This is a genomic window from Fibrobacter sp. UWR4 (assembly GCF_003149045.1).
GTDB lineage: Bacteria > Fibrobacterota > Fibrobacteria > Fibrobacterales > Fibrobacteraceae > Fibrobacter.
On sequence record NZ_QGDU01000035.1, the window covers coordinates 1 to 26,855 of the forward strand.

The 26,855-nt window shown below is 49.7% G+C and carries 17 protein-coding genes; 12 read left to right on the forward strand and 5 right to left on the reverse strand.

The window, feature by feature from the left end; translation table 11 throughout:
- Positions 1–160 precede the first annotated feature (160 nt).
- Positions 161–901 carry a sulfite exporter TauE/SafE family protein gene (locus BGX12_RS12760; protein WP_158278251.1) on the forward strand — a complete coding sequence of 247 codons (741 nt, stop codon included), beginning with the start codon at positions 161–163 and terminating at the stop codon, positions 899–901.
- A gap of 111 nt (positions 902–1,012) precedes the next feature.
- Here the strand turns inward: BGX12_RS12760 and BGX12_RS12765 are convergent, their stop codons facing one another.
- Positions 1,013–3,565, reverse strand: coding sequence for an InlB B-repeat-containing protein (locus tag BGX12_RS12765; protein ID WP_109736429.1), 2,553 nt, complete (start codon positions 3,563–3,565; stop codon positions 1,013–1,015).
- A gap of 106 nt (positions 3,566–3,671) precedes the next feature.
- On the opposite strand from BGX12_RS12765, the gene yfcE reads away from it, so the two are divergent.
- A complete protein-coding gene (gene yfcE / locus BGX12_RS12770; protein WP_109736430.1) occupies positions 3,672–4,325 on the forward strand; it encodes a phosphodiesterase in 654 nt (217 codons plus the stop codon).
- A 1-nt stretch (position 4,326) separates the two neighbouring features.
- Positions 4,327–5,574, forward strand: coding sequence for a nucleoside recognition domain-containing protein (locus BGX12_RS12775; RefSeq protein WP_109736431.1), 1,248 nt, complete (start codon positions 4,327–4,329; stop codon positions 5,572–5,574).
- A 98-nt stretch (positions 5,575–5,672) separates the two neighbouring features.
- Here the strand turns inward: BGX12_RS12775 and BGX12_RS12780 are convergent, their stop codons facing one another.
- Positions 5,673–6,650, reverse strand: a complete 978-nt coding sequence (locus tag BGX12_RS12780; RefSeq protein WP_109736446.1) for a calcium/sodium antiporter — start codon at positions 6,648–6,650, stop codon at positions 5,673–5,675.
- A gap of 18 nt (positions 6,651–6,668) precedes the next feature.
- Complete coding sequence (locus BGX12_RS12785; protein WP_158278252.1) at positions 6,669–7,769, reverse strand: porin family protein; 1,101 nt, start codon at positions 7,767–7,769, stop codon at positions 6,669–6,671.
- Between the two features lie 119 nt (positions 7,770–7,888).
- On the opposite strand from BGX12_RS12785, the gene BGX12_RS12790 reads away from it, so the two are divergent.
- Positions 7,889–9,370 (forward strand): M17 family metallopeptidase, encoded by a 1,482-nt coding sequence (locus tag BGX12_RS12790; protein ID WP_109736433.1) that lies wholly within the window; start codon positions 7,889–7,891, stop codon positions 9,368–9,370.
- Between the two features lie 53 nt (positions 9,371–9,423).
- On the opposite strand, the gene BGX12_RS12795 is transcribed toward BGX12_RS12790, so the two are convergent.
- Positions 9,424–10,791 (reverse strand): diguanylate cyclase, encoded by a 1,368-nt coding sequence (locus BGX12_RS12795; RefSeq protein WP_158278253.1) that lies wholly within the window; start codon positions 10,789–10,791, stop codon positions 9,424–9,426.
- Positions 10,792–11,017: 226 nt separating this feature from the next.
- Between BGX12_RS12795 and guaA the strand changes: the two genes are divergently transcribed.
- Both guaA and BGX12_RS12805 read left to right on the forward strand, forming a co-directional pair.
- Entirely contained in the window at positions 11,018–12,841 is a 1,824-nt protein-coding gene (gene guaA, locus BGX12_RS12800; RefSeq protein WP_109736435.1) for a glutamine-hydrolyzing GMP synthase, read from the forward strand.
- Between the two features lie 206 nt (positions 12,842–13,047).
- The gene (locus BGX12_RS12805) at positions 13,048–13,248 is read left to right on the forward strand and encodes a hypothetical protein (protein ID WP_109736436.1); all 201 of its coding nucleotides are present in this window, start codon (positions 13,048–13,050) and stop codon (positions 13,246–13,248) included.
- Between the two features lie 76 nt (positions 13,249–13,324).
- Here the strand turns inward: BGX12_RS12805 and gap are convergent, their stop codons facing one another.
- Positions 13,325–14,335: a type I glyceraldehyde-3-phosphate dehydrogenase gene (gene gap, locus BGX12_RS12810; protein ID WP_109736437.1), complete on the reverse strand. Its 1,011-nt coding sequence runs from the start codon at positions 14,333–14,335 to the stop codon at positions 13,325–13,327.
- Between the two features lie 129 nt (positions 14,336–14,464).
- Here gap and BGX12_RS12815 point away from each other — a divergent pair, with 129 nt between their 5' ends.
- From BGX12_RS12815 to BGX12_RS12840, 6 genes are all read left to right on the forward strand, one after another.
- The gene (locus BGX12_RS12815; RefSeq protein ID WP_109736438.1) at positions 14,465–18,310 is read left to right on the forward strand and encodes a transglutaminase domain-containing protein; all 3,846 of its coding nucleotides are present in this window, start codon (positions 14,465–14,467) and stop codon (positions 18,308–18,310) included.
- A gap of 86 nt (positions 18,311–18,396) precedes the next feature.
- Positions 18,397–19,674 (forward strand): histidine--tRNA ligase, encoded by a 1,278-nt coding sequence (hisS, locus tag BGX12_RS12820; protein ID WP_109736439.1) that lies wholly within the window; start codon positions 18,397–18,399, stop codon positions 19,672–19,674.
- 7 nt (positions 19,675–19,681) lie between these two features.
- Positions 19,682–21,298 carry a GDSL-type esterase/lipase family protein gene (locus BGX12_RS12825; RefSeq protein WP_109736440.1) on the forward strand — a complete coding sequence of 539 codons (1,617 nt, stop codon included), beginning with the start codon at positions 19,682–19,684 and terminating at the stop codon, positions 21,296–21,298.
- A complete protein-coding gene (locus BGX12_RS12830) occupies positions 21,295–23,007 on the forward strand; it encodes a GDSL-type esterase/lipase family protein (RefSeq protein WP_109736441.1) in 1,713 nt (570 codons plus the stop codon). The genes BGX12_RS12825 and BGX12_RS12830 overlap by 4 nt, the downstream gene beginning before the upstream one ends.
- A gap of 25 nt (positions 23,008–23,032) precedes the next feature.
- A complete protein-coding gene (locus BGX12_RS12835) occupies positions 23,033–24,880 on the forward strand; it encodes an MBOAT family protein (RefSeq protein WP_233246391.1) in 1,848 nt (615 codons plus the stop codon).
- A 385-nt stretch (positions 24,881–25,265) separates the two neighbouring features.
- Complete coding sequence (locus BGX12_RS12840; RefSeq protein WP_158278254.1) at positions 25,266–26,849, forward strand: EAL domain-containing protein; 1,584 nt, start codon at positions 25,266–25,268, stop codon at positions 26,847–26,849.
- Positions 26,850–26,855 lie beyond the last annotated feature (6 nt).

Sequence of the window (26,855 nt, forward strand, 5' to 3'; positions counted from 1 at the left end):
TGTAGATGTAAAGATAGCCTACGAATGGGAATCGGAATCGAGAGAATCATCTAGCAAGGCTGCCTAAATGCTTCCACACATGTTGATGATGCCTCTAAAATTTTTTGCATTTTCATATTTCCCTCTTATTCTATGCAAAATTATAGTAAGATTTTTAAATTTGAATTTGAAAATGGAAATGAACAGCATCCTCATACTGATAGGCATTAGCTGCATGGGTAGCTTTATCCAGCGGGTCAGCGGGTTCGGATTTGGCATCTTCGTGATGACAATCCTCCCCCACCTACTGCCCAGCTATGGAGAAGCTACAGCCCTATCCGGAATGCTGGCAGGATCCATGTCCATTGTGGTAGCAATCCGCATGAGAAAGTTCATCGTCTGGAGGGAAGTGCTACCCATCCTTACCATTTTTGGCGTTGTCAGTTTCTTTGCGGTGAGCGCAGTAGCCAATTTCGACGACAAGTTCCTAAAGCATATCCTCGGAGCCATCCTGATAGTCATCAGCATTTATTTTTTCTTCATTAGCGAAAAAATCAAGCTGAAGCCCACCCTCTTCGTACAAACTATTTTAGGAATTATTTCCGGAATCATGGGCGGGCTCTTCGCCATGCAAGGTCCTCCATCCGTCCTGTACTTCCTAGCCTCCTGCAGCTCCAAGGAAAAGTACATCGCCCATAGCCAAACCTACTTCGCCTTAGGCAATCTGATGATGACATTCTTTAGAGCAGGCAACGGGTTCGTCACTCCTGCGGTCGGAATGGCCTATGGTTGCGGAATCATAGGAGTGATCATCGGGCTTTTCATTGGCGGTAAGGTTTTCAAGAAGATTCCCCACAAGGTCCTGAAGAAAATCGTCTACGCCTATATGGCCGTAAGCGGTGTCGTTGCGCTTTGCGCCTAGGCGTTCTTTACTAGTCAAATACATTTTTTCAGAATGTCTTTTCAGTTCTTTCTTTATATATAGAACATCTTTTTCCAAACAAGTTACATCGGCGAATCTGATTCGCCAATGTTACTTTACAGTCACAGGCTGAATAAATCGTCCAATGCGAACCAGATAACGACCTGCGTGATGCATCTGGATTTCTGTTGAATTTCCGGTCAGGCGCATCGGGGCGACCACCATCTTTCCTTGCATATCAAATACAGCCATAACGCGTCCAGCTACGACACCTTCAATATGCAAATGCAATCCTTCGGAGCGAATGTTCGCAAAACTTGTCGGGACACCATCCGCCACCTGACGGACCACCAGCGGGACTTCTCCGGAAGGTTTATCACCAGAGGAATCATCGCCCATATCGGGAACGCTAGTATCCAGCAAGGAAATCCAAGAAAGAACTGGGTATGCGTCCTTCCCCACTTCCTGAGTCCAGAGAGAATCAGCGCCTTCATATTCACGCAGAGCCTTAAGAACAGTACCATCCGAAAATTCACTAAGACGTACGCCCGTCGCCTGGTCTTGATTGCCGGACAAATCATCATAGAATACGTTCGTCAGATGATGAAGATTCGAATAGCTCTGTTTACCAAGAAGGGGACCACGACCCGTTTTACCTTCAATCACACCAACATTAAAAGAATTTTCGATGTATACGTCACGGGACAAATCACCAACCAATCCGCCTGCGCCCCAGACTGCATATATATTTCCTGCATTAAAGGAGTTTGCAATGTGAAGTTCGCCACCACCAAGATACCCAACAAGGCCAGCAGCACCATCACCATCTTCCATATTAAGATTTCCGACGTTTGCACATTCCTTGATAGTCAAGTTTCCATCATTCTTCCCCACCATTCCACTGATGTAGTAAAGTCTGTTACCACAAAAAGTCACATCGCTGTAGACCCGTTCCATAAGGAGGTTTCCGTAATTTGCGCCAACAACGGCACCACTGCCCTGAGTACTCACAGAACCGCGATTTGATTCTGTGGTGACCAAGGAATTGATGAAGCCCACGTTTTTAATTACAGCGAGCGTATCCTCATTTGCGTCAGTAGAAGCAAAGAATCCTCTTGAAAAAACGTCGTAGGAATAAAGTCCAGAAATAGTGTGATATTGGCCGTCAAACACGCCCGAAAAACCGCTTATGCCATACCATTGTCTAAGGCTATCCAGGGGCTTACCCTCGCTATCAAAGACCTGGGGATTCACGACAATATTTGCAGACAAATTGACGCAAGCCTTGGCAGCATCCCGATCATACCAATTCTCACCAGTCCAATATTTTTCGATGAAACCACCAGCAACTGCCACATATCCATACAATTCCCCACGATTAGAAATGACAAAGCATCCCTCTTCATCCTTCCGAGGTTTTACAGGAACGCCTTCCCACTTGGCATAGAATGTCCTACGACCAGATTCTGTTGGAGAAATTTCAGTAACAGCATCCCCCTCAAATTTGGAGTTAGTGTACCAACCTTCAAAGCCGAATCCACTTTTCTTCAGTGTCGGTAATCTCATTTTTTCGCCAGAGATGTACTCCTTGAGATCAGGCAGTGTATCACCAAGAGAAATCAGCGTAACTTTAAAACGATAAATGCCATACTTTTCGTCGAATCTCGGAGACGATCCTTCCTGGCCCCAGATGCTTCCATCAATCCCATTTTTATTGTAGTTGTGCAACTGAACCACAGCAGCACCAGAGCTATCATCATTGTAATCAAAATAAGTACCCTTGGAATCAGACCACGAACCAGTATAATAACTGTTATCCACTTCATAGGTTCCGTTATTCAAACCAAGAAAAGCCCCGCATGTTTCATCTCTATTGTAAGTACCTACAAAAATATTGGAGTAGGAATTGACCAAGGTAAAGGAGCCATCATTTACGCCAAGAAAACCACCATTGGCGTGATATCCGTTGCCATTCTGATAGGAGCGGCTGTTTTCCACCAGCAGGGTTGCGTCTTTTTCATTATATCCAACGAAGCCTCCAGCGATGGAATCAGCATGTACAGCGTAATCACCCGCATCGGAAGAGGAAATACGCAATGTTGCACCAGAAGCATTTATCCCCACCATAGCCCCAATAATGGAATCCGCGTACATGCTGTTATCTTCCATGATAACACGATCCATAAAAAGATTACCTTCATTGACGGACACAAGACCAACCGCCGATTCTCCTTCGAGAATAAGTTTCAGCAGATGGACATTCTGGATGACCACAGGTTTATCTTTGGTTCCACCCACCACTTTCTTAATGAAACTATTATTATCCGTGTCCCAATAGACACGATAAAGGTATTCCAGAGTATGCCCCTGTCCATCAAAAGAGCCGGAAAATTCCTCTATGGGAGTCCACAGATATACGGAATCCTTCGTTTTATTCATATGAATATCGGCGGTAAGCACGCCGCATGCGGATTTTTCAGCAGCACGTTCTTCTGCGAAAGTACCATTCACAATAGCTGCAAAACCGAGAAGTTCACCTGCGCTAGAAATCTGATAGCACCCTTTTTCCACCTTAGGTTCCAGAAGTTCCGGGGTAAGATACGTTTTTGCAAAAGAGCAAACGAACGACAGCAAAACAACTGCAGTAAAACACAAACTCTTCATAAATTCTCCAAACAATTATAGGGATAAATATATTAAAAACATCCTAGCAGCATTTCAGCAATTCTTTTTATATTAAATTCTTGAAAACAAAATCATAGTTAAAATCATGCGTGCTTTAATTCTTTCCGACATTCACGGCTCTGCCGACGCAGTTCGCAAGGCCTTGGCTTTTTTTGACAAGTTCAATTGCGATAAAATTTTCCTGCTGGGAGACACCCTCTATCACGGGCCCCGCAATCCACTTCCCGAAGGACACGGTCCCATGGGCGTCGTAGAAGCATTAAAGCCCTTCGCCGACAAGATTGTAGCTGTCCGCGGAAACTGCGACGCCGATGTGGACCTGATGATGCTGGAATTTCCTATGGCGGATGAATACGCAGTGGTGGAAGATTCCACTACAGAAGGCGGCCACCGTACACTCCGTCTGTTCCTGAGCCATGGCCACATTTTTCTTCCGGAATGTTTCCCGGGTAACGCCCTGGACCAGCTGGAACCCGGCGAAGAAAAAGGCCGTGCCATTGACGTCTATCTTTACGGCCATACCCACATTTGGGATCTGCACAAGAATTTCAAGAACGTCTTGATGGTCAATCCCGGCTCCACCAGCCTCCCCAAAGGCGGTCAGGAAGCCTCCTTCGGTTTTTACGAGAGCTACGACAAGCCGGACAGCCGCGGAAACCTGGGAAAGTTCAGCATTCATTGCCTGAATAGCGGCAAGGAATTGGCTACTTTTGACCTGAACGACCGGGAGAACGTCTAACATGGTTCTAAACGTAATTTGGCTTGTATTCTTTTTTGGCGCATTTATCGCCTGCCTCATCCAGTGGCTAGCCTTTGGAGACAGCGGTATTTTCAACAAGGCAATCCTTGGCGCATTTGACATGTCCAAGACCGCCTTTGAAATCGCCCTCGGTCTTACAGGTATTCTGAGCCTCTGGCTTGGCATCCTGAAAATCGGTGAAAAAGCGGGTGCAGTCCAGATCTTAGCCAAACTGGTACAGCCCCTGTTCAGCAGGCTTTTCCCCCAGATTCCTAAGGGTCATCCCGTAGTAGGCACCATGCTCATGAACATCAGCGCCAACATGCTGGGTCTTGACAATGCGGCCACCCCCATGGGTCTGAAGGCCATGAAGGAACTTCAGGAACTGAACCCCAACGAAGATAAATCCGTCGCCAGCGACTCCCAGATCATGTTCCTGGTGCTGAACGCCAGCGGTCTAACCTTGATTCCCGTCAGTATCATGACTTACCGCGCCCAGATGGGAGCGGCCAACCCCAGTGATGTTTTCCTCCCGCTTCTGCTTTCAACCTTCTTTAGCACCATGGCAGGTATTTTTGCGTTAAGCTTTTTCCAGAAAGTCAAGCTGAAAGATCCTGTAACCGTTGCATGGCTTGGCGGTCTTTCCGCCTGCGTCATTGCCATCATGGTCTACTTCAGCCACCTGACTGCAGAAGCCATCGGCACCACCAGCCTTTTCCTCAGCGGAATCATCCTGTTCGGTGTAATCGTTGCATTCCTTGGCCTCGCCTGCTATCGTAAAGTTCAGGCTTATGAAGCCTTTGTTGAAGGAGCCAAGGACGGATTCCATACCGCGGTAATGATCATCCCGAATCTTGTGGCGATTCTTGTGGGCGTTGCCGTATTCCGCGCCAGCGGTGCCATGGACCTGCTGATGAACGGCATTTCCGCACTTCTTGGCATGATGGGCATTGGAAACGATGTTGTCCCCGCCCTTCCCACCGCCATTATGAAACCCTTAAGCGGTAGCGGTGCACGAGGCATGATGATTGACGCCATGAAGACTCTTGGTCCCGATAGTTTTGCGGGTCGCCTCAGCTGCATGTTCCAGGGTGCAGCCGATACCACCTTCTATATCATCGCAGTCTACTTCGGTTCCGTGGGCGTCAAGAAGACCCGTCACGCAGTCACATGCGCCCTTATCGCCGACGCCGTTGGCGTCATCGCGGCGATTGCAATTGCCTACATTTTCTTCCCGCCCATGGGATAGATCAACCAGCAGGTAATTTTCTTATATAGAAGCAAAAAGGTTCCGTTTAAAAACGGAACCTTTTTACATTCATTTCAGGACCTTGTTTAATGAGTCAATTACATGTGACCCATAGCAACCAATATCAAGCTGACAAGGTACAGCACATAGACCAGCAGCAGGATGAGACCGGCAATTCGGTTAATTCGTCCATCGCCTTTGCGACGGAATCCAAGAACCAGAATGGACAAGGTCAAAATTCCCATCAAAGGCATATCACGGGAAAGAACTTCCTTTTCGATTTCCTGCATAGGAGCGATGGAAGCTGCAATACCCACCACCATCAAAGTGTTAAAGAGATTGGAACCGATAATATTTCCAACGGCCAAATCATCTTCCCCCTTACGGGCTGCGGCAATGGAACTGGCCAGTTCAGGCAAGGAAGTTCCAATAGCCACAATGGTGAGGCCAATAAGCAGGTCGCTAACTCCAAAACTGCGAGCAATTTCCACAGCGCCCCAGACCAGGGCTCGGGAACTTGCAACCAGAAGAGCCATGCCAAGAACCAGCCAGAAGATGGACTTGCCAAGGCCCATGGGTTTTTCGTCACCTTCGGAAGATTCCTCAGCCGAAGATTCCACGGAGTTGCGACGTTTTTCACTCCAGATGTTGAAACCCATAACACCGAAGAATACCGCAAGGAAGACCATACCATCAATTCGGGAAACGTTTCCATCCAACAAAAGCAGGATGGAAAGAACGGTCACACCGATCAGTAAAGGCAGATCCTTTTTGAGGACGGAACGCTGAACCAGAATGGGAGAAATCAGAGCTGTCACTCCTAGAATCAATGCAATATTTGCGATATTGCTTCCGTAGGCATTACCTAACGCCAATTCCGGGTTCCCTTGCGCAGCAGAGAGGGCAGACACAACCATTTCGGGAGCACTAGTACCAAATCCCACAATGACCATGCCAATAAGTAAGGTGGACATGCCACAGAACTTGGCGACGCCAACAGCGCCATCCACGAACTTATCGGCACTCCACACCAATACCACCAACCCCACAATGACGGCAGCAAAAGCCGGAAGCAATTCTACAATATTCATAGATTAGAACGGATATACGGTTATGCCAACACCAAAGCTAGATGTGCTCAGGTTTAGATCCAGAACATCTGTCTGGCCAGCCGCACTCAAGTAACCGTCATACAAATCAGACAGGCCTAGTTCAGCACGGACATCCAGGGAGATATACTTGTTTGCAAGGACGGAGAACCCGAATACAAGGCTCCAGTCCAGTGAATTACGGTAATCATCATCAATTAGATCAACCTTGCTCTTCTTCTTATCCTTAGTATCAGGATCGGTGAAGGAAACCTTCAGTTCATCCTGAAGAGGAACGGAAAGCTGGGCACCCATATCGAAATAGATGCGGGAATCCATAGACTTGAAAGTGAACAGGACTGGAATATCCAATTTCTTCTGTTCAAACTTGAAAGTAGTGGGAACCTTATTCACATAATAGTTTTCGCTGGCATTACTCTGCTCATAAAGTACGCCCAGCTTGACACCCATGGTATATTCATTCAAAGGAATGATTGCACTGACACCAGCACGCCAGGAAAGACCATCAAAAGTTTCTTCATCCCAGTCGCCATATTCGCCATTACTCATGTAATAGCCGTTAATAGACCCCTGGACACCAATCTTGAATTCCATCGGATAACGGCCACGGAGCTGGTCCAGAGTCACGGTATCCTGGCCGGATGTTTCAGCAACGTACACTGTATGTACCGGAGTTCCATCCATTCCAATATAAACGCGTTCAACGTAAGTGGTTTTCTTGGGAGCAGGCTTTGCAGGTTCCGTAACAGGCTGAGCAGCAGAAGAACCTCCATTACGGACAGCAACAGGTGCCGGGCCTTCTACAGGAGCGGCAGGAGCGGGTTCTGCGGCAGGTGCTATTTCCGCTACAGGCGCCGGAGCTTCAGATTCATTACGGACAGCAACAGGTGCAGATTCTTCGGGGACAGATGACTCAGCTGCAGTTTCTGGCACATCCTTTTCAAGATTCTGATAGGCAGCGTCTGCCTTAACTTCTGCAGGAGCTGCAGTTTCTGAAGCGGGTGCGGCAACCGGAGCTGCATCCTGGGCAAAGGCAATTGCTGCAAAAGAAGCTGCAGCCAATGCGGACTTCATCTTCAAATTCATATGAACCTCCATATTTTACTATGCTCATTATAGCATTTTAAAAAATGAAAAAACACTATAAAGCGAGTTTCTATAGACAAAATGAACATTCCTATGGACAAAATGCTAGATTTCCAGATATGAAAATCAATATTGTCAAAAACGCCTCGGGCAAGGCCAATGTGTCTGCCCTCTTTTTCGTAAAGCAATCCATCCAGTTTTCCAACGTCCTGAGCGACGTCGCAACAACCCAAGTGGAATCCGTCCTGAAGGGGATGGCAGAAGGCCCCTTCGAGGATCTGGACCTCCTTGAAATTGACGGCACCTCCACCATTTTCGTGAATGCAGCTAAAGAACGTGGCATCTCCAGCTTGGACCACCTACGTATGGCAGCATATCGTCTGGCAAAGAAGGCCATGGCCCGACAAATTCCCATAGTTTCCATTATGCTGGCGGATGCTGCGGACGAACAGTTCAAATCCATCGTCCACGGGCTGAACTACGCCAACTACAAGTTCGACGCCTACAAGAGCAAGCAAAAAGATAACTTCCAGGTCACTTTTGAAATCGTTGCCGGTGACAGGGCCAGTGTTTTTAAATCCATCGAAGAAGAAGTCGCTATCGAACAGACCGCAATCACTCTGGCAAAGAACCTGGTGAATACTCCTGCGGCCGACTTGACTCCCGAAGATTTCGTTGAAGATGCAAAGACCATCGCCAAGTACACCAAGGGCATGTCCATCAAGGTCCGTGACATGAAGCAGCTTGAAAAGGAAGGCTTCATGGGTCACATTACCGTAGGCAAGGGAAGCGACCGTCCTCCCTTTATGGTGACTCTGGAATACAAGCCCGCAAAGCCTACGTCCAAGGACCACCTGGTCATCGTCGGTAAGGGTCTGTGCTTTGATACGGGCGGTCTCTGCCTGAAACCGCCTAAATCCATGCCGGAAATGATTAGCGACATGACGGGTGCAGCCACCGCCTTGGCCGCCATCCAGGCTATTGCAGAACTGAATCTTCCCATTCATGTGAGTGCAGTACTTTGCCTTGCTGAAAACGCCATCGGCAACAAGTCTGTCCTTCCTGGCGATATCTTTACCGCAAAGAATGGCAAGACAGTCATGGTAGACAATACGGATGCAGAAGGCCGTCTGGTTCTTTCCGATGGTCTGGCAGAAGCAGGCCTTATTGGCGCCACCCACATTGTGGACTTGGCCACTCTTACAGGCGCCATGGTCCGTGCCCTGGGTTATGCCATCGCAGGCTTCTTCAGCAACGACGATCCGCTGGCTTTGAACATCATCAACAGCGGTGAAGCCTGCTGCGAAAAGTTCTGGAGCATGCCTCTGGAAGAAGAATACGCAGATGGTCTAAAGGATAAGTTTGCAGATCTCAAGAACACGGGTTCCGACGCTGGAGCGATCAGCGCAGCCCTCTTCCTCCAGGAATTTGTACCTGCTGAAACCGCATGGGCACACCTGGATATTGCAGGCACCGCCTTTGTGACCAAGAAGTGGAAGTACACCGAATACGGCGCCACAGGCTTCGGCGTGCAGACCCTCATTGAACTTGCCCGCAGAATGGCAACGCCTGCAACCAAAGAAGATTACCAAAAGGTTTAAAAGCCGGGATTGTCAAAAAAGACGGGCAACTTTGCCCGTCTTTTTTCGTAAGATTACGCACGATAGAAAGTGAAGGACCTGCCCTCGATTTTCTTACTTTCGTAAGTACAGGAATCCGCCTGTTTGTAGAGATCGTCGAAATCGATCTTGCCGCCCCTATAGAACGTAGCGCCCAGACTGACGCAAACCTGATAGTCGTCAAGACCTTCAATCACAACGTTAGACAGTTCCGCAAAGAATCGTCCAAAAGCGAGACATCCCTGCTCCTCAGTCTGAATCTTATTCAGGAAGACCATGTATTCGTCACCGCCCAATCTTAACATGATGTCTCCATCGCGAAAAACCCGGCGCATGGCATCTGCCACCGCTATAATGACCTTATCCCCAATCTGGTGGCCATAGCTATCGTTAATATTCTTGAATCGGTCCACATCAAAGAGGCACAGCAAACCCTTCTTTCCGCCGTGGATGGCTTCCTTGATCTTGGTTACACCGCCATTTCGATTTAACAGCCCAGTCATGGAATCTGTTTCCGCCTGAGAAATCAGTTCCTTTTCACGACGTTTCTGTTCATCAATATCTTCTACAGCAAATATGACAAAACGGGGCAAATCGTCAGACTTGTCATAATCCACATTCACATAACGGGCGCGGCACCAACTCCCTTTCTTTGATAGATATTCGTGGGTAATGGTTCTCTTGCCTTTTAGACGTTCCTTAACGGTCGATACATCTACAAACCGTAGTGCAGCATCCTGAAAATCAGGATCGGCACTGTATTCGATACCTCTTTTCACCAGACGACCGAAATTCTTATCCACTCGATCCAACGCATTATTGAAATTTTCAGTACTGCGAATCTCCGCATACATACCGGTATCCAGATCAGCATGATGCATACTCAAATAAATGGTAGAGACAGACTTCAGGTAACGGGTCATCTGTTCCTGGTTGGTCAGTTCATTCACTCGATGCTCGAAAATAAAACGTTCCAATTTCATACGGGTCATATAGATACCGAGCGCAAGACCCACATTGCTATACACAAGCATATTCGCTACTTCAAGTATACGAGTTTCGGGCGATTTCAACACCATGGCTAAATGGATAAAAAGCAATTCCAGGCAGACGTACATCAAAATCACACGGATCGGCCTAACCGTAAAGAACATTGGCACAATGGCAAACATGACCAGCAAGGAAATGGTCAGCTGATTCGGTGAAGAGATAAACGCCAATACAAACCCAAAGGCAAATAAGTTCAGTTCAAATAGGTCAACAAGCCAATTCAACAGTTTCGGATATTTCGGAACCAGGTAACGGTTTGCAAAGAATATGAAAAGGGAACAGACAAGTCCAAGGGCATAACCTGCACTCTGGGCAACCTTTGCGTCCAGACTCACGGCATTGAACCCAGCCAAAGCCACTAAAAAAAATGGCGACCGCAAGGCGTGAAAAATTATGGAGAGCCTCACTGTTGCTGTGTGCAACAGCACCGGCAATCTTCTGAAACACCGCCGGCTCCGCACTTCCGTAAAGGACGTATTGCTTACACCAATTAAAAGCATTCATTTTCACATCTTTAATGTAAAATAAAAATGAGAGACAGAGCAACAATATGCCTAATTTTTCTATCTTTTACATCGTATGAAGAATGTAGATACTATTGCCGTTCTCGATTTTGGTGGTCAGTATGCCCACCTGATCGCAAACCGTGTCCGCCGCCTCGGCGTTTTCACCGAAATTCATTCCCCCAACTGCGACGTTTCCGAACTGGAAGGCGTCAAGGGAATCATCTATTCCGGTGGTCCCTCCAGCGTTTATGCTGCCGACGCTCCGGAATACAATCCCGAAATATTGAACCTACCGGTACCCAAGCTGGGTATCTGCTACGGTCATCAGCTTATCGCCCAGCAGCTGGGCGGCCACGTTGAACCGGGCAAGGTAAAGGAATACGGTATCGCCGACCTTATCGTTGGCGACGAAAAGTGCCCGATTTTGAAGGACCTGCCCAAGGCCTCCCCCATGTGGATGAGCCATGGCGACCAGGTGACCAAGCTGCCCGAAGGCTACCGCATCGTGGCAAGCACCAAGGACTGCGAAATCGCAGCTGTCGCTTTTGACGAACGCAAGATCTACGGCATCCAGTTCCACCCCGAAGTGACCCACAGTAAGTTCGGCATGAAGCTTCTCGAAAACTTCATCGACATTACCGGCGCTGAAAAAACCTGGAACATGCACAGCTATTTGCCCCTGATTACCGCACGTATCCAGGAACAGGTGAAGGACCGCAAGGTGTTCCTCCTGGTGTCTGGCGGTGTGGACTCTACCGTGGCTTTCGTTCTCTTGAACCGTGTCCTTGGCCCCGAAAAGGTTCTTGGCCTCCATGTGGATAACGGCATGATGCGTCTGGGTGAATCCCAGAAGATCATGGACTTCCTGAAGGCCGAAGGCATGAACAACCTTCAGATCCGCGACGCCAGCGAACACTTCCTGGCAAAGCTCAAGGGCGTTACCGCTCCTGAAACCAAGCGCGGCATCATCGGTAAGGAATTCCTCGTCGTGAAGGACGAGGAAATGGCCAAGCTGAACCTTGACCCCAACCAGTGGATGATGGCTCAGGGCACAATCTACCCCGACACCATTGAATCCGGCGGCACCAAGAATGCCGACAAGATCAAGACCCACCACAACCGCGTCCAGGAAGTTCTGGACCTGATGGAAAAGGGCCTTGTGCTTGAACCCCTTGCAGACCTTTACAAGGACGAAGTCCGTGCCCTGGGCGAAGAACTGGGCATCCCCCACAATCTCGTCTGGCGTCACCCCTTCCCGGGCCCGGGTCTGGGCGTCCGCCTGCTTTGCAGCGATGGCGTTTTGAAGGACGACATGGTCGCTTTCGACGACGTGAAGGACACTCAGGGCGGCAGCCTCGCCGACTACCTGAAGGCAAACAACATTTCTGGCCGCATGCTCCCCATCAAGAGCGTTGGCGTCCAGGGCGATGGCCGTACCTATGCACAGCCATTCCTGCTGACGACCGCCGGCCTCAGCTGGAAGGACTGCGAAAAGTTCTCCACCGAGCTCGCCAACCGTTTCAAGGCCATCAACCGCGTGATCTACCAGATCGGTACCGTGGCCGATGAAGACCCGAAGCTTGTGGAACAGTTCGCAACTCGCGAAAACTTCGATACCCTCCGCAAGTTCGACGACATCTGCACCACCTTCCTGCAGGAAAACAAGCTGTACGAAGAAATCTGGCAGATGCCTGTGGTATCCGTTCCGCTGCGCACCGCAGGCAAGCCCTGCATCGTCATGCGTCCGGTGAACTCCACCGAAGCCATGACCGCAAACTTCGCCGAAATCGACCAGGGCATGCTTGCAAGCCTCTGGCGCAAGTTCGAAGCAGAAGGCGCCGGCTCCCTGTGGTACGACGTCACCCACAAGCCCCCCGGAACCATTGAGTGGGAGTAAGGCGAACGCCGCGACGACAAGCTTGCTTGTCGGCATGGCTGAGCCGCACGACCAGCGCTTGAGCAAAGCGAAAGCGCAATGGGAGTAATGTGCAAGCCGAGCGCCGCGCAAAAAATCCGCAGATCAGAATCTGCGGATTTTTTTTGACTTTTTCTTTTTCCCTAACGATAATAATTTCAGAAAGCCTTATGAAGGAGTAAATTATCATGGCTAGAAAGAAGAAGAATCAGAGCGACATGGACAGCAACATTCCCGAAAACGACGATCTTCCCGAAGAAGAAATGGAGGAATCCTTCGAAGAGGAGGACGGCGAAGAAAGGGGGCTGGACGAACTCTTCGGCAACAGCACTCCAGGCAGCGCACATCGTGACCTGGACGGCTGGGGCAGCGAAGATTACGAAAGCTAAAATTACCGTATAAAAAAAGGCCTCGCTTTTCAGCGAGGTCTTTTTTCAAGTTTTTTTAGCGATTAAGCTAAAAGAATTACTTGGTGATAACGCGAGCCATTTCGCAAACCTTGTTGCTGTAGCCCCATTCGTTATCGTACCATGCGCAAACCTTCACGAAGGTCGGGTCGAGCTGGATGCCAGCCTTGACGTCGAAGATGGAAGTGCGAGCATCGTTGCGGAAGTCGGTAGAAACGAGAGCTTCGTCGGTGTAACCGAGGATGCCCTTGAGTTCGCCTTCAGAAGCAGCCTTCATAGCAGCGCAGATTTCTTCGTAGGTAGCAGCGGTCTTGAGTTCGCAGGTCAGGTCAACGAAGGAAACGTCAGAGGTAGGAACGCGGAGGGACATACCAGTGAGCTTGCCGTTGAGCTGCGGGAGAACCTTACCAACAGCCTTTGCAGCACCGGTGGAAGACGGGATGATGTTTTCGAGAATGCCACGGCCACCGCGCCAATCCTTCATGGAAGGACCGTCAACAGTCTTCTGAGTAGCAGTTGCAGCGTGAACGGTGGTCATGAGGCCACGGACGATGCCGAACTTTTCGTCGAGAACCTTGGAAATCGGAGCCAAGCAGTTGGTGGTGCAGGAAGCGTTGGAGATGATGTCCTGACCAGCATAGGTCTGGTGGTTAACACCATAAACGAACATCGGAGTTGCGTCCTTGGAAGGAGCAGACATGATAACCTTCTTAGCGCCAGCCTGGATGTGCTTGCGAGCCAGTTCGTCGGTCAGGAAGAAACCGGTGGATTCAACAACGACGTCAGCCTGGAGAGCGCCCCAAGTGATGTTCAGAGGATCGCGTTCTGCGAAGATCTGGATCTTGTTGCCATCAACGATGAGGTAGTTCTTTTCGCCCTGTTCGAAGGAAACTTCGTGTTCGAACTTGCCGTGCACGGAGTCATACTTCAGCATGTATGCGAGGTAGTCGACAGTGAGGAGGTCGTTGATACCAACAACCTGGATGTCGTTAGAGAAGTTTTCCACAGCAGCGCGGAACACCATACGGCCGATACGACCGAAACCATTGATACCGAGTTTGAGAGCCATTATTGGATCCTTTTTTATTAGTGAAATGTTTGCACCCCCTACAACAGGAAGCGCTCAACTGACACCAAATTTATTAAAATTGCGTCAGTTGAGTAGGTCTTTTTAGAATTTTTTTTGCATTTTACCCTTATGAATTTGAATTTCGCCAAAAAATTTCGCTTGGTTCCCCTTTTTGGGCTGTTTTTCCTGGTTTCCTGTGCAGGAAATGGTCAACCTCTGACCGAGGCTGGTCCCAAGAGTAGCACCGGAGACACACAGGTAAGCAAGCCTGGCTCCGCCGAAAGCTATTTCGACGACTATTCTCCCAGCGAAACTTCCAATCGCAAGAGTGAGTATTCGGACGCATCCTCCCCTGCCGGTCAGGCAGCAGCCGGTGCAGCCCAATCCGACGGATTCAAGTTCAATCCCCCTAAGGGAGGCTGGGCCCTCATTAGCGGTCCGGAACCAGGCGAATCCGGTATTCCTTACGAATATTACAATGCAAGCACTGGGCGCCGTGCGGTGCTCATGGAAGTAGAACTGCCCAAGGGCGAACCCATGCGTCTCATGGATCGAGCCCAGATGGAAATGCAGGCATTTGAATCCAGCGGCAAGAAGGCTACACTTGCGGAAACCTACCCTGGAGAAGCTTTTGGCGGAACCGGAGCATTCTTTGACGTAGCCGGCAAGCGCTATGACACCCCCTATGAAGCCGTTGGCTTTGTAGTTGGGGGAAGCAACCGAGTTTACACATTGACCCTGTCTGCCACCGACAATGTGCCCGAAACAGGCAAATTGAAGGAAGAATGGCAGGAATTCTTTAGCGATTTCACCCTTTTTGAAGTGGCAGAAGAAAACGGTCCCGAACTTTCCCCGGAAAGAGTACAGCAATACAGTTCCCAGGAACTGGGCTATAGCTGGAGCGTAAAGGACACCCTCTGGCACCACTGGATGGGCATCAGCCGTGAAAATGAGGATCCCGACCTGGTCCTTTCCAACAAGGCCGAGGACGTTTCCCTATTTATATATGGTGCAGATGTTCCTCCCGAAGAAGTAAGCCAGAACGACCTGTTCAAGGTTCTGTTGGTCCGCCTGGGCGTGGATCCTAATAATCCGACGCTGGAGGTTCACCGCCAGAAAGTGGGAGAACGTTATGCTCAGGACTTCACCCTGACCCATGTGGTGAACAAATTCGACTTCCACTATAAGGGACGTTTCTTCTACGACAATGGTCGAGGCATCCTGATTGTCAGCTGGACCCAGGGCGTCAATAAGGGGAAGTACGCCAAGGTTATGGACAACGCCATCGAAGGCTTGAAGATGGGAACGCCCACCGCAAGCGCAGAGGCGGACGCAAAGAAGCAAGCAAAATTCAATGCCGCAGTCATGAGCCAGGTAGGCCTGTTGCGCCTGCTGGAGGACCAACCCCTGGTTGCCTTGAGCTATTTTGAACGGGCCAACAAGATGGATCCGGAAGAACCGCTTTACCTGATCAACTGCGGTTTCGTGTACCAGATGAAGGAACTGTATGGTCCGGGCATTAACCACTTCCAGAGCCAGATGGAGCTGGTCCGTAAGAACGGCAAGCTCCTCTCTATCCTGGGAGAAATGTACGAAGCCCTGTTCGATTACGGTCATGCCCGTGAATACGCGGAAGCAGCCCTTCGCTACACCCCCAATAATCCGGAATATGTCATTAACCTGAGTGACGCCCTCTGGGGTTTAGGTCAGCGTAACCAGTCCTTGATGGTGGTGCAGCGCCTTTACGACACCCAGCCCAATTCCCGTCTGGGCGTTTACCTGGCGAAGACCTACATGGGCCTGGACCAGTACGCAGAAGCTGTGGATATTCTTTACGGTGTTCGTGGCAGATTCGGCATGAGTGTAGAACTGGGCACGACCTTGATGGACGCCCTGATGTTCCTGGGCCGTTACGAGGAGGCTCGTGCCATCGGCGAAGAAACCCTGAACAAGGACCGTAACGATTACAAGATCTGGACCACCCAGGGCAAGATTCTCTTCTATTCCCGCAATTACCGTGAAGCAGAAAAGGCCTTGACCAAGGCTCTTTCCCTCCGCGCGGATAACGAAGACGCAAAGAGTTTCCTTTCTGCCACCAAGGCTTTCCTGGGAAAGGCAGACAACCGTACTTTGCAGAAGCCCATCGACCCGGTGGAACCCCGTACTGCCGACCTGAAGACCATGCTGAACAGCAAGGCCAAGGCCGAAGCGACGGATGGCGACTTTCCTGCAGTTATTCATTACCGTAAGGAAATGCTGAAGGCTGATAAGGGCGCCAGCTGGACTCGTTCCGAAGAAATGCTCATGGAAATCCTGGATACCCGCGGTACTGCAATCTATCGCGAATTCACCTTCGATTTCCTGCCCGGTTTTGACCGCATTTACCTGAACGCCCTGGAAGTTTACGATTCCAACTGGAAGCTGAAGCAGAAGGCCAATCTGAACGGAGCCTACATTACCTACGCAACCGAAGTGGGTGGAGGAAATGAATCCCAGACGGCACACTTCCCCTTGCAAGAACTGGCTCCGGGTGACTTCATCTACCTGCAGTTCAGCCGTACCAATATTGAAAACAAGGGCATGATTCCGTACACGGACTTCATCAGTTCCAGGGATATTCCTATCGGTGAATCCGTATTCCGCATTTACGCCGACACCAGCAAGTTCGTGACGGAAGAATACGGCGATATCAAGAAGAAGAACATCAAGGGTGGCGTGGAATGGTCCGTTGAAGATCCTGTAGTTATCCGCAAGGAGCTTTACATGCCTGTCTACCAGGACTTCGGTTCCGGCGTTCTCCTGACAGGTAAGCAGAAGTGGAGCGAAGTCGGCGAAGACTATGAAAACCTGATTAAGCATCAGTTCAAGCAGGCTGTCGCCGTACGCGAAAAGGCCCTGGAAGTGAAGGGCCGTAAGGCTGGCGACAATGCGGTACACGCACTGGCCCGATTCGTCCGTAACGACATCCGTTATCGTGATATTCGCTTCGGTGGCCATAGCTTGATTCCTCAGACAGCGGAATCCACCCTGAAGCAGCACCGCGGAGACTGTAAGGACATGGCCCTTCTCCTGAAGGAAATGCTGGAAGCCATTGGCGTCAAGAGTTATCTCACCGCCATCCACCTGAAGGAAGAAGGCTACGAACACCTGCCCACCATCCAGCAGTTCAACCACATGATTCTCTACGTCCCTAAGCAGGGCGACATCAGCGAAATGTGGATTGACGCAACGGACAAGACCGGAAACGACCGCCCCATTCCTCTGGACATGGAAGGCAAAGTGGCCTTGGTCATTGACGGTGAAAACAGCCATGTGGTCACTACCCCGGTTCTTGAAAAGAACCAGGAACATCAAATTGCCATTGAACACCGCCTGTTTATTTCCAATAACGGGGAAAGCCAATTCCGCGATTCCGTAACGCTGGCAGGTAAGTTCGGCAGCGCCATGCGAAACCGATTCTACGGCCGTGACGTGAAGGAACAGGAGAAGCTGATGGAAGAATTCCTGATGGCAGGCATTCCCGACGTAAGCATCGGCAACGTAAAGATCGGCAACTTGACGGAATTCAACAAGCCCCTTACTTTGGTCGTAACGTACGCCTCCAAGGGATACTTCGGCCAGGGAGGTTCCGAACTGAAGGGCCGCTTCCCCAATGTCTGGGAACGAAGCCTGTTCAGGTTCCCCAAGGTGAACAAGCGCCATCATCCCATCCGTATGCCTCAGGAAACCCTATTCAGCTACAGCTTGAAGGTTACAGCCGAAGGTGGCCGCGAAGTAGACGTTACCGGACCGAAATCCTTTAGTCGCGAGCCAGACTACGTCAGCTACGATAAGGGTTGCAAGGATAATGCCGCACAGAGCTGCATCAACTGGACTACATTTGCCCTGTATGCAGACGCTAGCGAGTACGAAAAAATCCGTCAGGAATGGACTTACTTGCTAAGCGAGACAAGCCCCATGATCGAGGTAAAGTAACTCTTACAGACTGTACAGAAAAGCCGTACCATTCGTGGTACGGCTTTTTTGCATGACAAGCTTTTTTTTCTAAATTTCGCGCCACTATGAGTATTGCAATTCCCCAGCTGCCGAAAGGCACACGCGATTTTTATCCTGAAGCACAGCGCATTCAGAACTATATCTTTGACACTTGGCGTAAAACCGCCGAAGAATTTGCCTACGAAGAATACGAAGGCCCCATGTTCGAACATCTGGAGCTGTACACCGGCAAATCCGGCGAGGAAATCGTAAGCCAACTTTACAACTTTGTGGACAAGGGCGACCGCGAAATCGCCCTCCGCCCCGAAATGACCCCGACGCTCGCCCGCTTGGTGATCCAGAAGGCTCGTGAACTGAAGAAACCCTTCAAGTGGTTCTCCATGCCTCGCCTGTTCCGTTACGAAAAGGCTCAAAAGGGTCGTCTCCGCGAATTCTTCCAGCTGAATATGGACATTATCGGTACCGAAAGCATCTACGCCGAAGCCGATTTGATGGCATCTATCGCCACTATGCTCCGTAAGTTCGGCCTCGAAGACACTGATTTTGCTATTGGCGTTAGCTCCCGTAAGCTTCTGGCCACCTACCTTGAGGAAATCGGCGCACCGAACCCGGTTCTCGTTTACCCTGTTCTGGACCGCCGCCTGAAAATTGGTCCCGAAGCATTTGCAAAGGCTCTTGCCGACGCAGGCCTTACCGACGAACAGGTTGCAAAACTGGACGCATTCATGAGCTGCAAGTCCATTGAAGAAGTCCAGGCTGCAGTCAAGAGCGAAGCCGCTACCGCAGCACTTGCTGAAATTCAGGATTTGTTCGCCACTTTGGAAGCAGCAGGCTTTGGCAAGTGCGTGAACCTGGATTTGAGCATCGTCCGTGGTCTCGCCTACTATACCGGCATCGTTTTCGAAGTGTTCGACAAGGGTAAGTCCATGCGCGCTATCGCAGGTGGTGGCCGTTACGACAGCCTTACTGAAAAGCTGGGCGGCGACCGCATTCCGGGCGTAGGCTTCGGTATGGGCGACGTGGTGCTTGCTGACCTGCTCCGTGAACACGGCAAGCTTCCCGACCCCAAGCAAAGTGTTGACTTCTACATCGCAAGCTTTACAAACGACATGAAGAAGGTCTTCGAAACTGCACAGACCTTCCGCGCAAGTGGTAATTCCGTTTCCCACCCGCTGGCATCCATGAAGATGGGCAAGCAGCTGGACCAGGCAAACTACCAGGGCGCAAAGATCGTTGTATACGTTGATGGCGACAAGGCTGCCGCAGGTGAGTTCGAATACAAGGACCTCCGCGACGGTACCATGCACGTCGGTAACGTAGAAGCAATCAAGGCAGCCCTCTAAGGATTCCATGACCCCGTTAAAAACTCTTCTTAGTATTCTTAGCCTTTTCGTAGTCCTTGGCCTTATGGCCATCGTCTACCCCGAAAAAGGTATTTCTGTTGGCGACTTTACACTTCGATTCCCGGCACTTACGGATATTTTCGTGAAGGATGACGGACAGGCTAGCGATTCCTCTGAAGTCGCCCAGGCTGACCCGGAAGCAGTCCTCAAGGAAATGCTGGAAGCAACCCGCCAGAAGGAATTCGCAGAATTCTCCGACTCCCTGAATTTCTATGAAGAGTTTTTCCAGAAGGGTCGTACCAGGTTTGACCTGCCTAACAACGACCCCACCTGGTTTGACCGCTTTTTCCTGCACTTGGAACTTGCAGAGATGGATAGCACCGTTGTTCACATCGTGCATTATGGCGACTCCCAGCTGGAAGAAGACCGCATTTCCTCCACCATTCGTGAAGACCTGCAGTCTAAGTTCGGCGGCAACGGCCCCGGCCTCCTGCCTCCCATCCTGAATACTCCGTCCATGAACACTTCCTACTGGAACAGTGGCGACCTGAAACGTTTCATGGTATATGCAACAGCGGACGACATGGCAACCCATAACCGTTACGGCATTCTAGCCCAGATGGCGGAACTGAACGGCAATGCTGTGATCGGCCTGAAGAAGCGTGTTGAACGTAAGGACAAGTTCCCCCACGTAGGTGGTTATGCCACCATTAAGGTTCTGGCTGGCAAGCGCGGCAACCTCAAGCTTAAGCTTACGTACGAAAGTTCCTATCAGGATTCTGTAGGTGTTAACGAAGACGGTACCGTAAAATACAAGAAGAAGACAAAGACTGTAGACGCAGGTGCACCCCAGGTCGAAAAGATGAACAAGCTGGCGGTGTACACCTGGAAACTTGCAGATACCACCTCCAGTGCCAAGATTAATCTCAGTGGCAACACGGACATTTACGCCATCGCTGCAGATGGTAAGTACGGCGTAGCTGTGGACAACGTGGCAATGCGTGGAAGTTCCGGCACCATGTTCCACAAGATCGACGCCGAGCTCCTTGCGGAATCCTATAGGGCGATGAACGCCCGTCTGATTATTATGGAATACGGCGGAAATCTTGTTCCCGGCACTAGTTCCAAGAACATCGACTGGACCAAGAAGATCATTACGAAGCAGATCAAGACCATCCAGGAAGCAAACCCCAACGCAGACATTCTATTCATCGGTCCTGCAGACATGGCAAAGCAGGTGGATGGTAAGTGGCAGACCTATCCGGCTCTGAACATGACCATCAAGGCTCTTCGCGAAGTTGCTCTTGAAAACGGTCTGGCATACTGGGATATGCACCGAGTCATGGGCGGAAATGGTTCCATCATGAAATGGGTTAAGAAGGAACCTCCTCTGGGCTTTACGGACCACGTTCACTTCACTCGTCGCGGTGCTGCCTACATGGGCGACCTGTTTAGCGAAGCTTTGAAGATGCATTACGATTACTTCAAGTTCCGCGACAGGCACGACATTAGCGACGCCAAGCTGAAGGAAATCCACGAATTTAAGAACGCCAAGACTAAGGACGCTGCAGCGGAAGCAGCCCCGAAGCAAAATTCTAAAAAAGCCCCGGAGACTAAGAAATGAGATTTGTAGCCGCCCTGTTGCTTCTATTGTCGGTTATGGTCTGTGCTCGCCCCACGGACAAGCCGGGCGCCTATTCATCCAACGCAGAGAAGTACGATTTCATCGACACCTCCCTCAACATCATCCAGTTTCCGAAAGGTGATGCAAAGTTCCAGCCTTTATTCAACAAGCTGGATACGCTTGTATTTGAAAATCGTGGTCAGGTGAAAATTCTCCACATCGGAGGATCACACCTTCAAGCGGACGTCATTTCCGGACGAATCCGTGAGCATTTCGTAAAGGAATATCCGGGTGCATCTGCAGGCCGCGGCTTTATCTTCCCCTACTCCGCAGCAAGAACCAATACGCCATCCAGTTATGCCTCCAAGTACCAGGGTATCTGGGACAGAAGCATGAACATCATGCGTGAAGTGACAAAGCCTCTCGGACTTCTGGGTATCGCCGTAAGCACAAGCGACCCTCGTGCAGAAATCACCTTGCTGTTGAACAAGTATAACGCAACACCCATCTGGAACGAATCCAGCATCCGCCTGTTCGGTTACAGCGACAGCAACAACGTGGTACCCGTACTGAAAGTGGATTCCATGGAAATTATGGGCATCCAGGATACCGCAAGCGGAAGCTTCGTATTCACGCCACCCCATCCCATTGACACCATCCAGATCGCTTTCCGCTGGACTGACACAACTTATCAGAGTTCCATGACCCAGTTCGTGACGGACTCCCTCATTCAGGATTCCATCACCCGCGTCCAGGATTCCCTCCAGCACATTCAGGATTCCATTGCAGCCTTGAATCCCAAGGCAAAGTCATCTTCCAGCGCAAAGAGTTCCTCCTCTTCGGCAACTGCCTTAGGTGTTGCCAAGACAGACATTCTGTTGGACAATTCCGGAATCGCCCTGGATTCCATGTTTGAAGGAGAATGCGACGTGCTGGATACCGCATGTCTCGCCCTGGAAGAACGTAGAAGTCTAGACGAAGCAAAGCAGATTACTGATACTTTGGCAAGCGACTCCAACAAGGTTCGCGTCCGTCCACGCTTTACTCTTACCGGCATCCTGACAGAGACGAACGCCCCGGGCATTTCCTACTCCAACGTGGGTATTAACGGAGCTCGCGTTCCCAGCTATTTTGAAGAAATCTGCCCTCAGTTCGAGAATGAACTGAAGTTCTTCAAGCCGGACCTGGTCATTTTCGCCATTGGCATTAACGATGCCAACGTGGAAAAATTTGACGCAGACGGGTTCCGCAAGAATTACGAACAGCTCATTGCGAGAATCCAGAAGGTAAGCCCCAAAACAGCATTTATCTTCGAGACCAACAACGACATGTACCGCAAGGTAAAGCGTCGTTACGTCCAGCACCCTGTCGGAGAAACTGCCCGCAAGGCATTCTTCCAGTTGGCCGAAAAATACGGTGCAGGCGTATGGGACAAGTTCTCCCTCATGGGTGGCCTAGGATCTATGGCCCAGTGGGAAAAGGCAAACCTGGCAAAGAAGGACAAGGTACACTTCAACCTGAATGGCTATCACCTTCTAGGAGACCTGTTCTTCAAGGCATTCGTCAGCGCCTATCAGGAACACATTGCAGCCCTGCCTGCGCTTGAGCCTGTTGCTCCCGCTGCAGACACGACCCAGGCAAAACCCGCTGCGGCAACACCAGCAAAAGCAGCAACAGCTGCCCCGGCAGCTGCACCCGCCAAGAAATAGTTTAACGCTCTACTGATAGATTATTATGGATTACATCCTCCCCTTCCTCACTAGAACTTTTGCTTTTGACCCCAATAGTCCCCTGCTATTCACGCAGTTCTATTTCTGGGGCTTCTTCGCTGTCGTATTCGCAGTCCTGACTTTGGTACACAACAAGATCCTGATGCGCAATACGTTCCTGTTTGCCACCAGTATGTTCTTCTACTATAAGACCAGCGGAAGCTATGTCTGCATCCTGGCATTCTGCGTGGTCGCCAACTTCTTCATCGGAAAGTTCATCGAGAATACCGACGAAAAATGGAAAAAGAAAGCATGGATGATTCTCTCGGTCATTATTGACCTTTTGGTTCTGTGCTACTACAAGTACGCCTACTTCTTCCTGGATGTGCTTTACGATATCTTCGGCGTAGAACTTCATGTCTACAATTTCTTTGCAGCCGCCAGCAACGCCATGTTCGGCACCAATTCCCTGGTGGACCGCATCGTCCTGCCGGTAGGTATTTCCTTCTTTACCTTCCAGGCAATGAGTTACTGCATCGACATCTACCGCGGTAAGATCAAGGCCGTTACAAACATCCTGGATTTCGGTTTCTACCTCACGTTCTTCCCCCAGCTGGTGGCAGGTCCCATTGTTAGAGCAGACAAGTTCGTTCCCCAGCTCTATAAGAAGTTCTTCCTCCCCCGCAGGACTTTCGGCATGGCTGTATTCTGGATTCTGAACGGTCTTGCCAAGAAAATCATTCTTTCCGACTACCTGTCCACCAACTTCGTGGACCGAGTATTCGATACCCCCCTTCTGTTCACGGGCTTTGAAAACCTGATTGCCCTGTTTGCCTATTCCCTTCAGGTCTATGCCGACTTCTCCGGTTATACGGACATTGCAATCGGCGTCGCCCTCCTGATGGGTTTCCGTCTTCCCCAGAACTTCAACAGTCCTTACAAGGCGTTGTCTCCTACGGAATTCTGGCGTCGCTGGCATATCAGTCTTTCCAGCTGGCTCCGCGATTACGTTTATATCCCCCTGGGCGGTAACAGAGGCGCAAGTGTCGGCACCTATTTCTGGATTGGTTTCATCAGCCTCGTAGCCATCATCCTTTCCGGTAGCGGCTGGGTAGGCCTTGCCATCGGCCTGTTCCTCCTTTATATTGCCCTATTCGCCTACTTCAAACCCGAATCCCGCAAATTCATCACCACCAATATGAACGCCATGTCTACCCAGATTATCGGTGGTTGGTGGCACGGTGCCAGCTGGAACTTCATCATCTGGGGCGGTCTGAATGGTTTTGGCCAGGTATTCAACAAGTTCTGGGTGAAACGCGGTATTACGTTCCGCGCCTCCGTTTCCTTCGTCCTGTTTGCCGTAAGCGCAATCGTCTTCAAGAATGGCGGCTACCCTATTTTCGCAATTACCGCAGTCTGGTTCGGTGTTCTGTTCTTCGGCATTTATGCAGTTATGATTTTCCGCTTGTTCAGCGACAAGACCTACCACTGGCTCTACACCTCCTGGAACGTGACCTTGACATTCGTCTTCATCACCTTCACCCGCCTATTCTTCCGCGCAGGTTCTAATTTGGACCCGGCCGAAGCAAATGAAGTCGCCTGGAATACAGCCAAGAACATGGTCCAGCAGATGGGAACCGCCTGGCAGCTGGATACAATCCCCACCATCGCATGGGCTCATATCAACATCATCCTGGTGTTTATTGCAGGTATGCTGATCCACTGGATTCCAAAGAAGGTCAAAAGTCGTTACCGCATCACCTTTGCAAGCCTTCCCATACCCGCAATGGTAGCTGCAACAGCGGCAATTATCTTCGTAATTTACCAGTTCATGAGTGCCGATTCCCAGCCGTTCATTTACTTCCAGTTCTAGTTATCCGCTAATCTAGCGTAAAATTCGAAAAAAAAGCATTAAACGTCCCTTTTAGCGGGGACGTTTTTCCTATTTGTAAAAAGTTTATGTAGTTTTTTTGTAAGAAAATTCCGCAGGTTCTATGGATATACAATTTCAAACTTGTAGCCTGATCATCATCGTACTGATACTTGTGATACAGACAACTCACAAGCGTCTTATGTTGCGCAGTGAACGTATCTTCCAAAGAGCCCTAATCCTTACAACAATCATGTTGGTTCTGGATATATCCACATCATTATGCATCACCCATATTGATGATATTCCAGGATGGTTGTCAAAATCCGTTTGCACGGCCTTTGAGATAACCCTCATATGGTGTTCCGGTATTGTGCTCGTATACCTAATGGCGGACATCATCGACAAAAAAAGATACATCCTGCTCAACAAGTTTGTCCTCTTAACGATCCTTATAGAATCCCTAACCACTATGGCCCTGCCCATGGATTTCAATCCGGCAGGATTCGCCGAGGGTCCCGCCATCCAGGCAGGATACGGCTGGTTTGTTTTTAACTTTATCGTCACGTTAGTATTCCTCGTTAAGAATCACAATAAGATCAGCAGGCGCAGGCGCTTCGGGATCGTTCTGTGGATTGGCATCTGGTTAATCCTTACCATGACAGAAATGCTATACCCTCAGTGGCCCCTTATTAGCCTGGCCATTACCTTGGGAATTCTACTTCTGTTCGGCCTTCTGGAAAAGCCTGAATCCAAATTGGAAAAGCAGTATGGATGTTTCAACTACTTTGCCTTGATCAGTTTCCTCGAAGAAATGGTGGAAAACCAAACACCCATTTCCATAATTACAGTTTCACTCAAGACAGAAGGAGTCCTGTCAGGCAAGAATCTTTACGAAGCCGGCAGGCAAGTCCTGGATGTTCTGGAAAGGCACGGCGACGTATGGATTTTCAGAGGGATCAATCAGGACTTTATCAGCGTCTCAAAAAAAAGAGAGGCCATTGAAGAGGTATCCGCAGATCTAGAAAGGGAAGCGAAGCAATTCCCTAAGAAAGCCCGTTACGCACGTATCATACGCAGCTACGAAAACACAACCTTCTCTTCGGCAAACGAGATCCTCCAGTTCCTGAATTACCTCAAGAAACGAGACAATGAACAAACTCGGATCTTTGACGCTACAGCAGAGCTCATCCAATCCTTCCATAACAAGGAGATGATTAAGATCGAACTGCGAAACGCCTTGATCGAGAATCGCCTAGAAGCTTTTTTCCAGCCCATCTATTCCGTTCACGAAAAGCGTATTACTTCCTGCGAAGCATTGGCCCGAATCCGAAAGAAAGATGGCGAACTTCTCATGCCCAGCGAATTCATTCCCATCGCAGAGGAAAACGGTAGTATTCTTGAATTGGGATATAAGATCTTTAAACAGACCTGCGATTTCCTCTCCCATAATGAAAACCTCGTGAATTATGTAGAAGTAAATCTTTCCGTGGTTCAATGCGAGGATGAAGGGCTGGCAGAAAAGTTGATTGAAATTATGGAGGAATACAATATTCCACCAAAGAAGATTAATCTTGAAATTACGGAAACAGCCTCCATCGTAACCAAGCAGAAACTGCTCAAGAATATGCAGATCTTGCTGGATTACGGCGTTACCTTCTCCCTGGACGACTTCGGCAAGGGCGAATCCAATTTGATGTACGTAGTGGAAATGCCCATTTCTATCGTGAAACTTGATTTCGACATGAGCAAGTCCTACTTCAAGAACCAGAAGGCAAAGTACGTCGTAAATGCAGTGGAAAACATGTCCCACGGTCTAAACCTGAAGCTCGTGGCAGAAGGTATCGAAAGCGAAGATGAACTGAACGCGATGATAAGGCAGAATATTGACTATATCCAGGGTTATTACGTATCTAAGCCTCTTCCCAGACAAGAGTTCATCGACTTCGTCCAGAATTATAACAAGAGCTAGATTTAT

Coding starts and splice junctions, on each gene's coding strand:
- BGX12_RS12765 (WP_109736429.1), bottom strand. CDS start 3,565: ATGAAGAGTTTGTGTTTTACTGCAGTTGTTTTGCTGTCGTTCGTTTGC.
- yfcE (WP_109736430.1), top strand. CDS start 3,672: ATGCGTGCTTTAATTCTTTCCGACATTCACGGCTCTGCCGACGCAGTT.
- BGX12_RS12775 (WP_109736431.1), top strand. CDS start 4,327: ATGGTTCTAAACGTAATTTGGCTTGTATTCTTTTTTGGCGCATTTATC.
- BGX12_RS12785 (WP_158278252.1), bottom strand. CDS start 7,769: ATGAATTTGAAGATGAAGTCCGCATTGGCTGCAGCTTCTTTTGCAGCA.
- BGX12_RS12790 (WP_109736433.1), top strand. CDS start 7,889: ATGAAAATCAATATTGTCAAAAACGCCTCGGGCAAGGCCAATGTGTCT.
- guaA (WP_109736435.1), top strand. CDS start 11,018: ATGAAGAATGTAGATACTATTGCCGTTCTCGATTTTGGTGGTCAGTAT.
- BGX12_RS12805 (WP_109736436.1), top strand. CDS start 13,048: ATGGCTAGAAAGAAGAAGAATCAGAGCGACATGGACAGCAACATTCCC.
- gap (WP_109736437.1), bottom strand. CDS start 14,335: ATGGCTCTCAAACTCGGTATCAATGGTTTCGGTCGTATCGGCCGTATG.
- BGX12_RS12815 (WP_109736438.1), top strand. CDS start 14,465: ATGAATTTGAATTTCGCCAAAAAATTTCGCTTGGTTCCCCTTTTTGGG.
- hisS (WP_109736439.1), top strand. CDS start 18,397: ATGAGTATTGCAATTCCCCAGCTGCCGAAAGGCACACGCGATTTTTAT.
- BGX12_RS12825 (WP_109736440.1), top strand. CDS start 19,682: ATGACCCCGTTAAAAACTCTTCTTAGTATTCTTAGCCTTTTCGTAGTC.
- BGX12_RS12830 (WP_109736441.1), top strand. CDS start 21,295: ATGAGATTTGTAGCCGCCCTGTTGCTTCTATTGTCGGTTATGGTCTGT.
- BGX12_RS12835 (WP_233246391.1), top strand. CDS start 23,033: ATGGATTACATCCTCCCCTTCCTCACTAGAACTTTTGCTTTTGACCCC.
- BGX12_RS12840 (WP_158278254.1), top strand. CDS start 25,266: ATGGCGGACATCATCGACAAAAAAAGATACATCCTGCTCAACAAGTTT.